This window comes from Gellertiella hungarica (assembly GCF_014197145.1).
GTDB classification, from domain to species: Bacteria; Pseudomonadota; Alphaproteobacteria; order Rhizobiales; family Rhizobiaceae; genus Gellertiella; species Gellertiella hungarica.
The window spans coordinates 295,289-309,529 of record NZ_JACIEZ010000003.1; the positions used below are offsets into that span (position 1 = coordinate 295,289).

15 protein-coding genes and 1 tRNA gene are annotated in these 14,241 nt (G+C 62.9%); 11 read left to right on the forward strand and 5 right to left on the reverse strand.

The window, feature by feature from the left end:
- Positions 1-35 precede the first annotated feature (35 nt).
- The 3 genes from GGR23_RS09935 (at position 36) to GGR23_RS09945 (ending at position 1,133) form a co-directional block, all read left to right on the forward strand.
- Positions 36-111: transfer RNA gene (locus GGR23_RS09935), tRNA-Lys, on the forward strand.
- 279 nt (positions 112-390) lie between these two features.
- Positions 391-567 carry a con-10 family general stress protein gene (locus tag GGR23_RS09940; RefSeq protein WP_183366121.1) on the forward strand — a complete coding sequence of 59 codons (177 nt, stop codon included), beginning with the start codon at positions 391-393 and terminating at the stop codon, positions 565-567.
- A 50-nt stretch (positions 568-617) separates the two neighbouring features.
- Positions 618-1,133 (forward strand): ferritin-like domain-containing protein, encoded by a 516-nt coding sequence (locus tag GGR23_RS09945; RefSeq protein ID WP_183366122.1) that lies wholly within the window; start codon positions 618-620, stop codon positions 1,131-1,133.
- On the opposite strand, the gene GGR23_RS09950 is transcribed toward GGR23_RS09945, so the two are convergent.
- From GGR23_RS09950 to GGR23_RS09960, 3 genes are all read right to left on the reverse strand, one after another.
- Entirely contained in the window at positions 1,091-1,573 is a 483-nt protein-coding gene (locus GGR23_RS09950; protein ID WP_183366123.1) for an NUDIX hydrolase, read from the reverse strand. The genes GGR23_RS09945 and GGR23_RS09950 overlap by 43 nt on opposite strands.
- 196 nt (positions 1,574-1,769) lie before the next feature.
- Positions 1,770-2,060, reverse strand: a complete 291-nt coding sequence (locus tag GGR23_RS09955; protein WP_183366124.1) for a hypothetical protein — start codon at positions 2,058-2,060, stop codon at positions 1,770-1,772.
- A 150-nt stretch (positions 2,061-2,210) separates the two neighbouring features.
- Entirely contained in the window at positions 2,211-4,298 is a 2,088-nt protein-coding gene (locus GGR23_RS09960; protein WP_246365188.1) for a methyl-accepting chemotaxis protein, read from the reverse strand.
- A gap of 380 nt (positions 4,299-4,678) precedes the next feature.
- Here GGR23_RS09960 and hemP point away from each other — a divergent pair, with 380 nt between their 5' ends.
- From hemP to GGR23_RS09990, 6 genes are all read left to right on the forward strand, one after another.
- Positions 4,679-4,876, forward strand: a complete 198-nt coding sequence (hemP, locus tag GGR23_RS09965) for a hemin uptake protein HemP (RefSeq protein WP_183366125.1) — start codon at positions 4,679-4,681, stop codon at positions 4,874-4,876.
- A gap of 8 nt (positions 4,877-4,884) precedes the next feature.
- Positions 4,885-5,928 carry a hemin-degrading factor gene (locus GGR23_RS09970; RefSeq protein WP_183366126.1) on the forward strand — a complete coding sequence of 348 codons (1,044 nt, stop codon included), beginning with the start codon at positions 4,885-4,887 and terminating at the stop codon, positions 5,926-5,928.
- Positions 5,929-5,938: 10 nt separating this feature from the next.
- Positions 5,939-6,793 (forward strand): heme/hemin ABC transporter substrate-binding protein, encoded by an 855-nt coding sequence (locus GGR23_RS09975; RefSeq protein ID WP_183366127.1) that lies wholly within the window; start codon positions 5,939-5,941, stop codon positions 6,791-6,793.
- On the forward strand, positions 6,790-7,887 hold the full coding sequence (locus GGR23_RS09980; protein ID WP_183366128.1) for a FecCD family ABC transporter permease: 1,098 nt from the start codon (positions 6,790-6,792) through the stop codon (positions 7,885-7,887). Before GGR23_RS09975 ends, GGR23_RS09980 begins: the two co-directional genes overlap by 4 nt.
- Before the next feature lie 13 nt (positions 7,888-7,900).
- On the forward strand, positions 7,901-8,689 hold the full coding sequence (locus tag GGR23_RS09985) for a heme ABC transporter ATP-binding protein (RefSeq protein WP_183366129.1): 789 nt from the start codon (positions 7,901-7,903) through the stop codon (positions 8,687-8,689).
- 292 nt (positions 8,690-8,981) lie between these two features.
- A complete protein-coding gene (locus tag GGR23_RS09990; protein ID WP_183366130.1) occupies positions 8,982-9,986 on the forward strand; it encodes a porin in 1,005 nt (334 codons plus the stop codon).
- 76 nt (positions 9,987-10,062) lie between these two features.
- On the opposite strand, the gene GGR23_RS09995 is transcribed toward GGR23_RS09990, so the two are convergent.
- Together GGR23_RS09995 and phnF are read right to left on the reverse strand one after the other, a co-directional pair.
- Entirely contained in the window at positions 10,063-12,168 is a 2,106-nt protein-coding gene (locus GGR23_RS09995; protein ID WP_183366131.1) for a TonB-dependent receptor domain-containing protein, read from the reverse strand.
- A 165-nt stretch (positions 12,169-12,333) separates the two neighbouring features.
- Entirely contained in the window at positions 12,334-13,083 is a 750-nt protein-coding gene (phnF, locus tag GGR23_RS10000) for a phosphonate metabolism transcriptional regulator PhnF (RefSeq protein WP_183366132.1), read from the reverse strand.
- An 85-nt stretch (positions 13,084-13,168) separates the two neighbouring features.
- On the opposite strand from phnF, the gene phnG reads away from it, so the two are divergent.
- Both phnG and phnH read left to right on the forward strand, forming a co-directional pair.
- Positions 13,169-13,630 (forward strand): phosphonate C-P lyase system protein PhnG, encoded by a 462-nt coding sequence (gene phnG, locus GGR23_RS10005; RefSeq protein ID WP_183366133.1) that lies wholly within the window; start codon positions 13,169-13,171, stop codon positions 13,628-13,630.
- A 3-nt stretch (positions 13,631-13,633) separates the two neighbouring features.
- Positions 13,634-14,239, forward strand: coding sequence for a phosphonate C-P lyase system protein PhnH (gene phnH, locus GGR23_RS10010; protein ID WP_183366134.1), 606 nt, complete (start codon positions 13,634-13,636; stop codon positions 14,237-14,239).
- Positions 14,240-14,241 lie beyond the last annotated feature (2 nt).

Genomic DNA, 14,241 nt, shown 5'->3' on the forward strand with positions numbered 1-14,241 from the left:
CCGAGGGGGCCATCCGACGCCCTCTCCATCCGTGGGAGCGCGTAGCTCAGTCGGTAGAGCAACTGACTTTTAATCAGTAGGTCCAGGGTTCGAATCCCTGCGCGCTCACCACCTTTACAATGTTCGATCCGTCACACGATTGCTGTCTTGCGCACCCCTGCCGTCGCGCCGTCGTGGCATTTGAAAGATCGGAACGTTGCCGAGCCTCTCGCCGCGTCCGGCTTGCCTTCCCAAGGCTCCTTTTTCACACGAGAACCGGTCAGGCGATAAGCCGATTCAGTCCGGAAGTAATGGCGCGCTGCGGTAAGCTGTTGAATTTTATGGGGAACCCCTTTGGAGCTGTGCCGTTGTGTAAGGGCGGGGCAACAACACCAAAAGGAGTTCAACCGAATGGCTAACCAGCAACAGAACCAATCCTCCGGTGACAATTCCAAGCGTGGCTTCGCGCCGATGGACAGCGAGAAACAACGCGAGATCGCCTCCAAGGGAGGCCAGGCCTCCGGTGGCAATTTCAAGAACGATCCCGCGCGGGCTGCAGAAGCCGGCCGCAAGGGCGGCCAGCACTAATACCGATCAGAGGCGGGGTTCGGCCCCGCCTCATTCACGAGGAGATCACCATGCAGGACCAGACCGTCCTCCGGGACATATTCGTTACAGGCCTGCGCAACGCGCACGCCATGGAAAACCAGGCCCTGTCGCTGATGAAGCCGCAGGTCCAGCGTATCGCCCGCTATCCAGAGGTCGCGGAGCGGCTGAAGGCCCACATTGCGGAGACCGAAGGGCAGATCGTTCGGCTGGAGGATATCCTCGAAAGCCTGAACGAGGATAATTCGACCCTGAAAGATCTTGCGCTGTCGTTCGGCGGCTCCGTTGCGGCGCTTGGCCATACGCTGGCCGAAGACGAAATCCTCAAGAACGCTCTCGCATCCTACGCATTCGAGAACTATGAAATCGCAGCCTACAAGTCGCTGCTGACGATGGCTGAAATGGGAGGCTACGGGGCGGCAAAGCCCATCCTTCAGCAAAACCTCCGCGAAGAAGAGCAGATGGCAGACTGGCTGGACCAGGAACTGCCCGTCATTACGCGCCGCTACGCGGACCTGTCCATGGCTGGGGAAGACGCGAGCGCCTGAGCATTTGACAGAACACCGTCGTCAGCCGCAGGCGCGCGGCTGACAACCCTCCGGATCCGGCGCTTCAGAAGCGGCAATCCTTTTTCAAGCGGCATCCAGCGCCGGCTCCGCACCCCGGCCTCCGGAAATTCATCCCACTCCCGATCGACCAGCATGCTGTGAACGGATACTCGGCGCAGGCGGAGCCTGCCCCTTTTGCGATAGAGATAGTGACCAAGCGGGCGGGCGGTCACCTGTCCTGTCACGCCGGCCTCTTCGAAGGCCTCGCGCAATGCGGCGCTGTCCGCGCTTTCCCCGGCCTCGATCGTGCCCTTGGGCAATGTCCATCGGCCCGTCGTCTTGCTGGTCACCAGCAGGATTTCGGGGCCCTCTACCCCCTGGCGAATGCAGAGTGCCGAGGCCTGCGGAACCAGGAACATCCGGATGAAATGGGAAATCATCAATAACCGTGTCGACTGTTGGCAATGGCATCGCCGACGCGCTTCCGCCGGCGCGACCGGTCCGCATTTACAAACATTGTTTTACAGAAATCGCAACCCATCATTAAATCCCCCGATAATCTGCAGTGTACGGTTGCGTTTGCGAGAGCCGCGGATGCCATCGGCGCCCCGCGCCTGCCTGAGGCCATCTCTGTCGCTATGAAGCCTGTCGCCGGAGCGCGCCTTGCTCTCCCGGGGAGAAGGCGCCCGCAACGTCTGCCTCCGCCTTCTCCGCCGAAGCGGGAAGCAGATGTGCCGGCGCTGGCCGCATCCATTCCGGATCTTCGCCCGTCAGTGATCTGATCGCGACGACCACAGCGTCTGCGAGTCTGTGTACCGCCGTGTAATCCTCGGAGGCCGGAGAAAGATTGGTGAGGTCAATCCTCAGGTGACGGTGGAGCCGCGCGGCGGCCTCGACGGTCGCAGCGCGTTCGCGATCGTTCAGCAAGTTCTTTCTCTTGTGGCGGGCAATCATGTCTTTCCTCTTGGGAGGGCATGAACATATCATGAACAAACATTGTTTCAAGATACCTGCCGGGCCTGAGACGGAAAAAGGGCCCGCAGGCCCTTTTGTCTTGCACTTGTTCCGGCAGGGCCATCAGGCTGCATACCGTCCTGCCTGATGGGCATGATCGGACAGCGTGAAACGGGCGATGAGGTCGCGCAGACGCTCCGTTTCCGCTGCCAGCGTGGCGCTCGCGGCGTTGTTTTCCTCCACCATGGCGGCATTCTGCTGCGTGACCTGATCCATCTGGTTCATGGCCGTATTGACTTCCTTCAGGCCGATCGACTGCTCGTTGGCGGAGGTGGCGATGGTTTCCATGTGGGCGTTCACCGAACCGATAAGGTCCTCGATGGACTTCAGCGCCTCGCCCGTTTCCCTGACGAACTGAACGCCGCCCCGGACCTCGATGTTGGAGGTCTCGATGAGTGTCTTGATCTCCTTTGCCGCCCCGGCCGAACGCTGTGCCAGTTCACGCACTTCCTGTGCCACGACGGCGAAACCCTTTCCGGCCTCGCCGGCGCGGGCGGCTTCCACGCCGGCATTCAGCGCCAGCAGGTTCGTCTGGAAGGCAATCTCGTCGATGACGCCGATGATGTTCGAGATCTGATTTGCGGAGCCTTCGATGCGCCCCATCGCGTCGACGGCCTTGGCCACGATTTCCCCGGAATGGCGGGTACTTGCATTGGCCTTGGCGGTGACCACCCTCGCCTCTTCCACCCTGCGGGAAGCATTGGTCACATTGGCAGTAATCTCATCGAGTGCGGCCGCCGTCTCTTCCAGCGTGGCAGCCTGCTGCTCCGTCCGGCGGGAGAGATCGTCAGCACCATGGCTGATTTCGCGGGTGCCCGCGTCCAGATGGCTGACAGAGCCGGCAACGGCGCGAATGGTTTCCTCCAGCGCGGCAGCGGTGCGGTTGAAGTGCTCGCGGATGATGTCGAAGTCGTTGTTGAAGGCTGTGGTGATCCGCACCGTCAGATCCCCGGCGGCCAGGCGCGCAAAGGCGGGTTCGACGGCTGCAATCAGGGCGCGGCGCGCATCGACGGTGGCCTGTTCGGCAGCCGACGACATCTGCTCGCGATTGCGCAGCTCCATTTCAGCCGCCTCCTTCTGCATCTGGTCGCGCTCGTCCTGGGCACGACGGAAGACGCCGAGTGCGGCATACATGGAGCCGATCTCCGCCTTGTTGGCGCTTTCCGGAACCGTCAGGCCGCGCTCGCCGCTTGCAAGCCGCATCATGATGTCCGTCAGGGTATTGATCGGCCGGGAAATGTTGCGGCCGAGCGCCGTCACGATCACGCCGGTTGCGACCGCAAGGAAGCCTGCCATGCCGAAAACGACGATGTTGACATAGAAGGCCGCCTGATCGCGTGCGGCAACCGCGGCGGCGTCCACCTTGTCCAGCTCTTCGCCAAAGGACTGGAACGAGGCGGAGAAGGTGGCATAGGCAGCGTCCATGTTCTCGCGGGCAGTCTTCTCGGCCTTGATGCATTCGATGATGGCATTGAATGCGGTCACATAGGCGTCGATGTGTTCGACCGCGCGCGCCTTGTTCTCCGCGCCGCCAAAGGCCGCTTCGGGCGTGCTCTTGATGGCGGTGACGGAATCCATCACCTGGCTCGAATACTTCTCGGTACGGCGCATGAGAAAGTCCTTCTCGTTGCGGCGAAGCCGAAGCAATTCGATCTGAAGGTCTTTCTGGCTGAGAGACTTGAAATCCGATTCGACTGCATGCACCGCAGAACGAAGCTGACCGAGAGCGCCCTTCTCCGGCGTGAGGCCCATGGCCACTTCCGCATCGACGGCTCCCTGCATGTCGCGCTGATAGGCCGCCAGCGCGCCGGAAAGCGCATCGACATTCGCCTTCAGCGCGGGGTCGACAGCGGTGGACAGCTCCTGGACGAGTTCGGCCCCTTTCTGGAGGTGGTTATGCGCTGCCGCGAACTGCGCCTCTTGCTTGTCGATCAGAAAGGCATTCATGGACGCATTTGCCGAAACGAGGGCAAGGTTCACCGCCGCTGCGTGGGCGCGCAAATCCGACACGGTGTCAAACCGTGTCTCGAACACGGAGTTGACATAGCCTCCGGCCACGAAAGTCGTCACCAGTCCGCCCAGCCCGAGGCAGGCAAGAACGGCAATCAGCGTCATCTTGGCAGTTATCGTCATGCGATTGAGAAGGTGCATTGCGGCAATCCGGTTGCGGTACAGGGGGGTCTGAAACAGGGCGGTGCGCCGGAAGATCATCGACCGGGAGCCGGAATCGGCTGGCCTCTCCGAGAGGCATGGACGAGCTATGCGCTTATAATTTTAATCTATTATTACCTCCGGGGGCGCTGTTTTGAGCAAGGATTTTTCGTGGATGGCCGGTTTTGGCCAGGGTTACACGCAAAGATCGCGAATGGCTCGCTTAGGCTCCCCAACTACCGCTCCCGTTGTGCAAGCGCCCCCGAAATTTTACGCATGACCTCTTGTTCGCATCGCAATTTTTAAAGTTGACTCGCAAACTCATCTATTGCAGTGAAATACCTGACTTTAATTGTCATGTTTCTGCTCAGGACCCCGCGATGACTGCCGACGCAAACGCCCGCATCTCCCCTGGCCCCAGCCCCGTGGCCGGTGAAATCTGCAGCGAGGCTCCGGGACGTCCGCTGATCGACGGTGCAGCCCTGTTCAGGGGCCGCACCGAAGTCGCCATCCGTTTCGGTGACTCCATCTACCGCCTCCGGATCACCCGGCAGGGCAAGCTCATACTCAACAAGTGAGGACCTCCATGGCGACCACGCTTCATCCAGACACCATTCTTGCCGCCCGCGCCGAGAGCGCAAACCTGCGCGAGCGCGATCTTGCCGCCAAGCTCGGCGTTCCCGAAGCCGCCCTTGTTGCTGCGGAAGTCGGTCACTGCGCCACGCGGATTGCGGCGGATCCGGCAACGCTTCTCGGCCACGTCAAGGCGTTGGGCGAGGTCATGGTGCTGACGCGCAACGAAACGGCAGTGCATGAGAAGATCGGCCACTTCGAGGAGCTTCATCCCGGACGGCAGGTTTCCATGACACTCGGCAAGAACATCGACCTGCGGATCTTCGGTTCACGGTGGAAGCATGGCTTTGCGGTCACGCGGGACGTGCAGGGAGACACCAGGCGCAGCCTCCAGTTCTTTGATGGAGCCGGTGTTGCGGTTTTCAAGATCCATCTCCGTCCTGCATCGGATATTGCGGCATTCGATTCGCTCGTCGATGCGCTTCGCCTGGACGAACAGGACCGGATGTTCGTTCCCGCTGCGGGAGACGCGCCTGAGCCGGAACTTGCGGCCGTCGACCGTGAGGCCCTGCGCCGCGAATGGCAGGCGATGACCGATCCGCATCAGTTCTTCGGCATGCTCAAGCGCCTCAGGATAGGGCGGCAGGCCGCCATACGCGCCGTTGGAGAAGACATCGCCTGGTCGCTGGATCGCAACGCGGTCTCCACCCTTCTGGAAAGAGCCGCCGTCGCGGGTGTCGAAATCATGTGCTTCGTGTCCAATCCCGGCTGCGTCCAGATCCATACCGGCACGGTCTCCGGCATTCAGCGGATGGGACCATGGGTCAACGTCATGGATCCGACTTTCCACCTGCATGTGCGGGAGGACCGCATCACGGAAGTCTGGGCCGTCCGAAAGCCGTCCGATACCGGTCATGTCACCTCCATCGAAGCCTATGATCGCGACGGAGAAATGGTGATCCAGTTCTTCGGCAAGCGGAAGGAAGGCATGAGCGAGCTGAACTCGTGGCGTGCCCTGGCCGAAGGCTTGCCACGCTCCGGTTCCATGGCGGCATGAGGAGAGAACGATGAAACCCCTTCTTCTGTCCGCAGCCCTTGCGGCCGCGACGTCCCTCTCCGGCCTGTCTGCCGAGGCAGCCGATTATCGGCGGATCGTTTCGATCGGCGGCGATGTGACGGAGATCGTCTTTGCCCTTGGCGAGGGCGACCGGCTCGTTGCCCGGGACAGCACCAGCACCTTTCCTCCGGAGGCCAAACGCCTGTCTGATGCGGGCTACATGCGCGCGCTCTCCGCCGAAGGCGTGCTCGGCACGCGACCGGACGCCGTGCTTCTCAGCGAGGGCGCAGGCCCGCCGGAACAGCTGCAAGCGCTGAAGGCGTCGGGAATCCCGGTGGAAACGGTTCCCGAAGGCCATGATGCCGAGGCAATCCAGCGCAAGATCGAAGCCGTGGGGCGCGCGCTGGGCAAGGAGCAGGCGGCGGCGGCCCTCGCGGACAAGGTTGCGGCGGATCTTGAGGCTGCAACGAAAGAGGCCAGCCGCCCGGCGGCGGATCGGAAACGCGTGCTGTTCATCCTCAGTCTTTCGGACGGCAAGATCATCGCGGCCGGCGACGGAAGCTCGGCGGATGCCATGCTGAAGCTCGCCGGTGCCGACAATGCAGTGAGCGGCTTCAAGGGATACAAGGCGCTTGCCCCCGAAGCGATCAGCCGGGCGCGGCCGGATGCGATTCTGATGATGGAACGGTCGAGCCACGCCGCCGCTGCGGATGATCTTCGTGCCAATCCCGCCATGGCGGATACACCCGCCGTCCGCTCGGGCGCCATCATAAGGATGGACGGCCTGACCCTACTCGGCTTCGGCCCGCGCACGGCGCAGGCCATACGCGAACTCTCGGCCGCGCTTTACGGTGAACGCTCATGACCGCCATGGACGGCGACTTGAATGTCGGGGAAGCTCGTCGCCCTGCGGAGGGCGACTGGCGTGGCGCAAAGCGCTTCGTCCTTCCCGCTCTCGCGGTGTTCGCCGTGGCGACCGTCCTTTACGGCGCAACCGTCGGCGCGTCGGATGCCTCCCTGCTTGAGCTGATCAAGGTCCTCATAGGCATCGGCGAGCCGTCGGCAACATTTGCGCAAGACAGGATCATCCTGCTGGAGCTGCGGCTTCCGCGCGTCCTTATGGGGTTTCTCGTCGGCGTTTCGCTTGCCGTTTCCGGTGCGGTAATGCAGGGCCTCTTCCGAAATCCTCTCGCGGACCCGGGCCTGACCGGCGTTTCCGCGGGGGCAAGCCTCGGCGCCGTTCTGGTCATCATTCTCGGGGATACGATGCTGGGGCCGGTAACCCGCGCCATGGGGCCATTCGCACTGCCGCTCGCCGCCTTTGGCGGCGGCCTCGCCAGCACATGGCTGCTTTACCGCATCGCGACACAGGGCGGCCGAACTTCGGTCGCCATGCTTCTGCTGTCCGGCATAGCGCTTGCAGCGCTGACGGGCGCGGCAACGGGCTTCCTCATTTTCTTTGCGGACGACCGCGAACTGCGCGACCTCACCTTCTGGGGCATGGGTTCGCTTGCCGCCACGAGCTGGCCCAAGCTGGGCGCGGCCTTCCTCGTGACGATGCCTGCCCTGCTCGTCGCGCCCTTTCTTGCAAGAGGTCTGAACGCGCTTGCCCTTGGCGAGGCCGCTGCCTTTCACATGGGAATCCGCCTACAACAGCTGAAAACCGTGGCCATCGCCAGTGTCGCCGCAGCGACCGGCGCTTCGGTGGCGCTGAGCGGCGGTATCGGGTTCGTCGGCATCGTCGCCCCGCATCTGGTTCGTCTGGCTCTCGGCCCCGATCACCGCAGACTGCTGCCCGCATCCGGTCTGGTCGGCGGTGCCCTGCTCGTTCTGGCTGACAGCGCGGCGCGCACGGTGGTGGCGCCGGCGGAACTTCCCATCGGCATCCTCACCGCAGCTGCCGGCGGGCCGTTCTTCTTCTGGATCCTGCTGAAGAACCGCGCCCGACTGGCCGTTTGACCGGAGACTTCCCGTGATTCACGCAAGAGACCTTACCGTTTGCCTCTCGGGGCGACCCGTCCTGAAAGGACTGAGCATCGGCATCGAAGCCGGACGGCTGACCGCCATTGCCGGACCGAATGGATCCGGAAAAAGTACCCTTCTTCGCACGCTCGCCGGTGAACTCCGCTATGACGGCGAGCTTTCCATCTGGGGGACATCCCTTCGCAACCAGTCGCCGGCGGTGCTTGCGCTTCGCAGGGGCGTTCTTCCTCAATCCTCGGAATCGGCCTTTCCCTTCACCGTCGCCGAAATCGTGGGCTTCGGGCTGGAAGCAGGTGCTCGCGGCCGCCGCGAAGACGCAGGTCTGCACGTGGCCCGTGCCCTTGACCGCGTGGGACTGTCGGGCTTTGCGCATCGCAACTATCAGGAACTCTCCGGCGGGGAACAGCAACGCGCCCAGCTCGCCCGGGTGCTGTGCCAGATCCCCGAGCCGGTTGCCGCGGATGGCACGCCGCGCCTCCTGCTTCTCGACGAGCCGGTGGCGAGCCTCGATATCCGTCATCAGCTCGAGATCATGGCGCTTGCGCGCGATTTCGCCAGCAAGGGCGGCGCGGTCGTTGCGGTGATGCATGACCTGAACCTGACAGCGCTCTTTGCCGACGATCTTCTGCTGATGCGCGACGGACGCCTCGTCGCAACCGGTCCGGTGCGCGAGGTCATGACCGATCCCGTGCTGGAAAAGGTCTACGGCTGCCGGCTTCGGGTGAATGCTGTTCCGGAGCGGGGCGTGCCCTTCGTCCTAGCCCAAAGCGTCGCCTGACACAGTCCATCGACTGGACCGACAGCATGTCGGCGTCAGACCGAGAAAGAAGCGACTGATACTTCAGCGCTTTTCGCCGGGCGGGCTGCGGCGGCCCTGTCACGCGGAAGCGCAACGGACAGATAATGTCCGATGTCATTTATCTTTCATCACACTGATACAGACACATAATACCCCTCCACCCGCCACGGCGCGCAGCCGGTCCCAAGCGGGTGCGCGTCCATGGTCCCGACCGCATTGGCGGCGGCAGAAGAACAGCACATCCAGATCTCTGGACGCATGGAGAAACAACATGAACATCAGAAACCTTGTCATCGGGTCGGCGCTGGTCGTCACCTCGGCCCATGGCGCATGGGCTGCCGACGCGATTGTCGCCGCCGAGCCGGAACCGGCTGAGTATGTGAAGGTTTGCGATGCCTTCGGCACCGGCTACTTCTACATCCCCGGCACGGAAACCTGCCTTCAGATCGGAGGTTACATCCGCTACGACATGCGCGGTGGCGAACTCCTCGGCCTCGACACCGATGGCGATGGACGCGGCGATGCCTGGAGCAAGCGCGTGCGTTCCCAGCTCAAGGTCTCCACTGCCGCCGACACCGAGTATGGCGCGCTGAAGACCTATGCCGAAGTGCGCTTCAACAACAACGACGCGGCATCCACCTCCACGTCGCTTTATGCGGCCTACATCGATTTCGCCGGCTTCCACATCGGCCAGGACGAATCGACCTTCGTGACCTTCCTCGGCAAGGCCGGCTCGGTTCTGAACGACGATCTCATCCCCTATGGCCCCTACAATGCCAAGATGATCACCTACACCTTCAAGGCCGACAATCTGTCGATCGTCGGCGGTGTTGAAGATGACAATGGTGCCGGCGACGGCTACATCCCCAATGCCGTTCTCGGCGCGAAGTACAAGACCGACAGCTTCTCCGTCGGCCTGATCGGCGCCTATGACGAGGGCGCGGATGCAGGCGCCATCAAGGCCCGTGTCGACGGCAAGGTGGGTAACCTGTCGCTGTTCGTGATGGGTGCCTACAATACCGGCGACGTGAAGAACTACTACGCCAACTGGAACGGCGACTGGGCCATCTGGGGCGGCGGCTCGTACAAGATGTCCGACATGGCGACGCTGAACCTGCAGCTCTCCTATGACGAAAAGGAAGAGTTCGCGGCAGCTGCCGGCGTTGGCGTGAAGCTCGCATCCGGCTTCACCATCACGCCCGAGGTCGCCTACATGGAAAAGATGAGCGGCGCCAATCTGTGGGGCGGCATTGTCCGCTTCCAGCGCTCGTTCTGATTTCAAGCCGGAAAGCCAGCATATGGAAAGGCCCGCCTCGCAGCGGGCCTTTCTCGTCTTGTCGGTGAACGACGGCTCAGAAGGTTGCCTTTGCCGTCAGGAGGAATGTGCGGCCGCGGCCCGTATCGATGGAGGAGCCGCCGGGCGGCGTGCTGAGCGCGGGCGTATAGGTCTCGTCGAACAGGTTCACGACATTGGCGGATACCTCGAATCCGTTCCGGAACTTGTAGTTCGCGAAGAGATCGACCAGGCCGTAGCCGGGTTCGAAGGGTTCCTTGCCGGGAGCAGCGTTAAGCTCGCCGATATAGCTTTCGGACACGGCATAAAGCCGCGTACCGAGCGTGAGCGCCTGATCCTCCAGGAAGCGCGCGCCCAGCGTGGCGGAGAAGACGTGGTCCGGCACGTAGGATTGCGCTCCGAGTCCATTGACCTGCGACGGCAGATGGCTGTCGGTATAGGTGTAGGCAGCGCTGGCGAAATAATCGCCATTGTCATAGGCCGCCTGAAGCTCCACGCCCTGCACGGTCGATTCACCGGGGTTGTTCCGGAAATAGGCTCCGCCCGTCGGGGTAAAGGCCGCAGTGATGTAGTTTTCGATCCGGTTACGGAAGTAGTTGGCCTTGAAGCGCAGGCTGTCCGATTCCGAAAGCACGCCGTCGAGGATGAAATTCGCGCCCACTTCCCAGCCGCGCGAGGTTTCAGGCTCCAGGAAGGGGTTGGGGAAGAAGGACTGCCGGACCCCGCTGGAGGGATGGCTGCCGCCCATGAACACCTCGTTTATCGTCGGCCCGCGCGAGGTCTCGGCATAGGTTACATAGGGCTGGAACCAGTCGAGGGGCCGAAGCGCAAGCGTCGCACTCGGGTTCAGCCGGCCCTCGCTGCGATCGACGCTGTACGGGCCCGCAGGAAGGCCAACCGGGCTTCCCGCACCCACGGATCCCTCGCCCGCCAGGTGGAAGCTGTCATAGCGCAGCCCGATGCTGAAGTCGGTGATGCCGTAGGAGAATGTGGTGTTGGAAAAGACGCTGGTCGTCTGGTTCTTGCCGGAACCGTTCACGCCGCGATCCGCGATGCTGCGGCTGTTCACCACGTCGTAGTCGTCCTGGAAGAACTCCACACCATAATTCGAAGATACCGCGACCTCACCCAGATCGAAACGGGAGGTGTTGGACAGGTCGAAGCCCGTGCCTCGGTTGGAGATGTTACGGCCCTGCGCGCTGCCGCCACCGGGGAAGATCGGGCTGTAGTCGTACTCCATCGTCACATCGCTGAGATAGGCATTGGCGCGGAAATCGATCAGGTCGTCACCAGGGGTGTAGGCATAGTTCAGCGCATAGTTGCGCGCATCGATCGTCTGGTAATAGGAGTTGGCGAGGAAGTCGTCGTGGAAGAGATTGCCCGTGAGCTTGAGGTTATGGGCGTCGGACGGGGTAAGTTCCACCTTGAAGAGGCCGTTCAGGACATCCTGCTCGGTTCCGCCGACGACATCGCCATCGCCATTACGGTAATTGCCGGGATTGCGCCTGGAAAGGCCGCCGGTGATGGCAATCGCGTCGTTGGGTCGAACGGCGCCGATGAGCGCTTCAGACCAGCCTGCGCGGTTGGTGCCATAGGTGGCGGTGGCAAAGCCGCCCCATGTCTTGCCGTCCTGGATCAGATCCGCCGCATCAAAGGTCTTGAAGTTGACCGAGCCCGCCAGGCTGTTGCCGGAGCCGGTGCCCCCGCCATAACCGCGCGTGATGTCGATGCCGCCGAGGAAAGCGGGGTCCACATAGGCAAAGCCCTGCGCCTCGTGGCCGGTGAAGCGGAAGTTCTGCCGGACTCCGTCGATCATCATGTTGACACGGCCGGAGCCTTCGAGCCCCCGGATGTTCACCGCAATGCCGGGGTTCTGCACGTTGTCGCGGGTAAAGGTGCCGGGCGTGGCGCGGAGCACGTCGTCCAGGTTCTTGCCGCCGAACTGCTCGATCTCGTCAGCCGAGACATGGCTTTTCGGCTGCGTGCTGCCATAGGCATCGCCATCGCCACCCTTCAGGATGATGGGGGTCAGATAGCCGTCATCCCTCTGTTCTTCGGCGGGTTTTGCCTTCTCGGTCTCCTCTGCGGCGGCAAGGCCGGCAGAGAAAAGAAGGGCAAGGGCAGTGCAGGCGAGAAGGGCTGGCTTCGAATACCGGGCAGCCATGATCGTTCCTTTCGGTGAGAAAAGGCCGGGCTGGCTGGTCGCTTGTGCGAGGTGGCTGGCTGGGCAGGTGACTGGAGCGCCATCGGGCGGTAAAGCCGATCTATTTTACATGAGTATTTGAGTCAAGTATTCGCGCCGCTTTTCCGCGCCGTATGGCGGCAGCCGTCAGCTTTCGATCCTGAGCTTGATGCGATCCGCGGCAAAGCGGGTGCGGGAATACTGTATGCGTCGCCCCTCCCCATCCGCGTTGACCGCGACCGTTTCCAGAAGGATGGCGCCGGGGGAAAGCTTAAGCTCCGCCACTTCGTCCGGGAGCGCGTGCCGGGCGATGACGTCGGTGGAGAGCCGCGTGTAATCGGCGATTCCCACTTCTGCCAGCGCTCGGGTGATCGATCCGAAGCGCTCGAAATGCGCGGGAATGGCGGCGAAGTCTGGTCCCGGAAAGACATGGCTGGCCCGGGAAAGCGGAATGCCGTCCGCGCCGCCCAGGGTTTCGAGGGTGATGCACTCGGTCCCCGGCGGAATGTCGAGCGCCTCGGCGATCTCTGCACCGGCAACCGTCCTGCCATGGCCAAGGCACTGGAAGGCAATGCGTTCCGCCTGCCCCTGCAACCCTTCGGAAAAGCGGGTGCGCTTGCCGATGGGATAACTCAGCCGGTCCCGCCGCAGGATCATCGTGCCCCTGCCCTGCACCGCCTGCACCAGCCCTTCGGATGCAAGGGCTGCAAGAGCGCTGCGGACCGTGTGCCGGTTGACGCCGAAGCGCTCCGCAAGCTGCATTTCAGGCGGCATCATGCCGCTGTCACCGAACTCGCCGATATTGATGGCCTGCCGGATGCGGTCGGCGATCTGCCGCCAGAGTGCGACCCCGGCCCGGCGCTCGAGCAGATTTCCGGAAGCGGTTTTCGGCCCCATGTCATTTCCCTGTCATCTCTCCCGATTAATCCTATAATCAACTTGTATGGTTGTCTACATAAATAGACATTTCAGGAAGGCGAAAATGGGTGCCATGATGGAAAAGGATGCTCCCGCCCGCCCGGAAAGGGCGGTGCGCATGGGGCTTTTGGCAAGGGCCAGTCTTACGGAGCTAAAGGCCCATCTCGAGCCCCTCGGCGTGGAGGCGCAGGCAGTGCGCGGGCCTGAAACGGGACTCGTGATGCTGCGCGGACGGATCGGCGGCGGCGGCAATGCCTTCAATCTCGGCGAAGCAACGGTGACGCGCGCAACCGTGCGCCTCGCCACCGGCGAGATCGGCCACGGCCAGCGCCTCGGCACGGATCGCGAAGCCACGCGACTCTCGGCCATTGCCGACGCGCTTGCCGAAGCCGGCCGGCACGAGGCGGCGATTTCTGCGCTTCTCCGCGCGGTTGAAGAGCGGGTTGCCACCGAGGCAGCGCGGCAGGCGGAAGAGACCGCCGCCACCCGGGTCGATTTTTTCACCATGGTCCGCGGGGAGGATTGAGCGATGCAGGATACGAGCATTTTCACCGGCGGCTTTGCCGATCCCGTACTTCAGGGACAGGCAGCCTTCCGCGCCGTCATGGACGGCATGGCCAATCCCGGCCGCATCAAGGAAACGGATGGAACGCCGAGCGCTCCGGGCGGCGTGCCCTCCGCCATGGCGGCGCTGGCGCTGACGCTGGTCGATCACGACACGCCCTTTACGCTTGGTGAAAGCCTCCGCGCCTCCGCTTTCCCGGCCTGGCTCGCCTTCCAGACAGGCGCGCCCATGGCTGATACCGCCTTCGATGCGTCTTTTGCATTCTTCACCTGCGCTGACGCCTTTCCCGCCTTCGAGGGCTTCCCGATCGGCAGCGACGAATATCCGGACCGGTCGGTGACCCTCATTATCGAGGTCGAAGCGCTGGAAGGTGGCCCCCAGCTCACCGCCCGTGGGCCGGGCATCCGCGAGAGCGCCGTGATTGCCCCGAAGGGGCTGCCCGCCGATTTCCTCGCCCGCTGGCGGGAGAACGGCACGCTCTTCCCGCGCGGGATCGATCTCGTGCTGGTGGAGGGCACGCGCCTTCTCTGCCTGCCGCGCACCACCCGTCTTCAAGCCAGGGAGGCATGAGC

Bases quoted from the DNA above. Each gene is read 5' to 3' on its own strand.
- GGR23_RS09940 (WP_183366121.1), top strand. From the start codon at position 391: ATGGCTAACCAGCAACAGAACCAATCCTCCGGTGACAATTCCAAGCGT.
- GGR23_RS09945 (WP_183366122.1), top strand. From the start codon at position 618: ATGCAGGACCAGACCGTCCTCCGGGACATATTCGTTACAGGCCTGCGC.
- GGR23_RS09950 (WP_183366123.1), bottom strand. From the start codon at position 1,573: ATGATTTCCCATTTCATCCGGATGTTCCTGGTTCCGCAGGCCTCGGCA.
- GGR23_RS09960 (WP_246365188.1), bottom strand. From the start codon at position 4,298: ATGCACCTTCTCAATCGCATGACGATAACTGCCAAGATGACGCTGATT.
- hemP (WP_183366125.1), top strand. From the start codon at position 4,679: ATGACTGCCGACGCAAACGCCCGCATCTCCCCTGGCCCCAGCCCCGTG.
- GGR23_RS09970 (WP_183366126.1), top strand. From the start codon at position 4,885: ATGGCGACCACGCTTCATCCAGACACCATTCTTGCCGCCCGCGCCGAG.
- GGR23_RS09975 (WP_183366127.1), top strand. From the start codon at position 5,939: ATGAAACCCCTTCTTCTGTCCGCAGCCCTTGCGGCCGCGACGTCCCTC.
- GGR23_RS09980 (WP_183366128.1), top strand. From the start codon at position 6,790: ATGACCGCCATGGACGGCGACTTGAATGTCGGGGAAGCTCGTCGCCCT.
- GGR23_RS09990 (WP_183366130.1), top strand. From the start codon at position 8,982: ATGAACATCAGAAACCTTGTCATCGGGTCGGCGCTGGTCGTCACCTCG.
- GGR23_RS09995 (WP_183366131.1), bottom strand. From the start codon at position 12,168: ATGGCTGCCCGGTATTCGAAGCCAGCCCTTCTCGCCTGCACTGCCCTT.
- phnF (WP_183366132.1), bottom strand. From the start codon at position 13,083: ATGGGGCCGAAAACCGCTTCCGGAAATCTGCTCGAGCGCCGGGCCGGG.
- phnG (WP_183366133.1), top strand. From the start codon at position 13,169: ATGGGTGCCATGATGGAAAAGGATGCTCCCGCCCGCCCGGAAAGGGCG.
- phnH (WP_183366134.1), top strand. From the start codon at position 13,634: ATGCAGGATACGAGCATTTTCACCGGCGGCTTTGCCGATCCCGTACTT.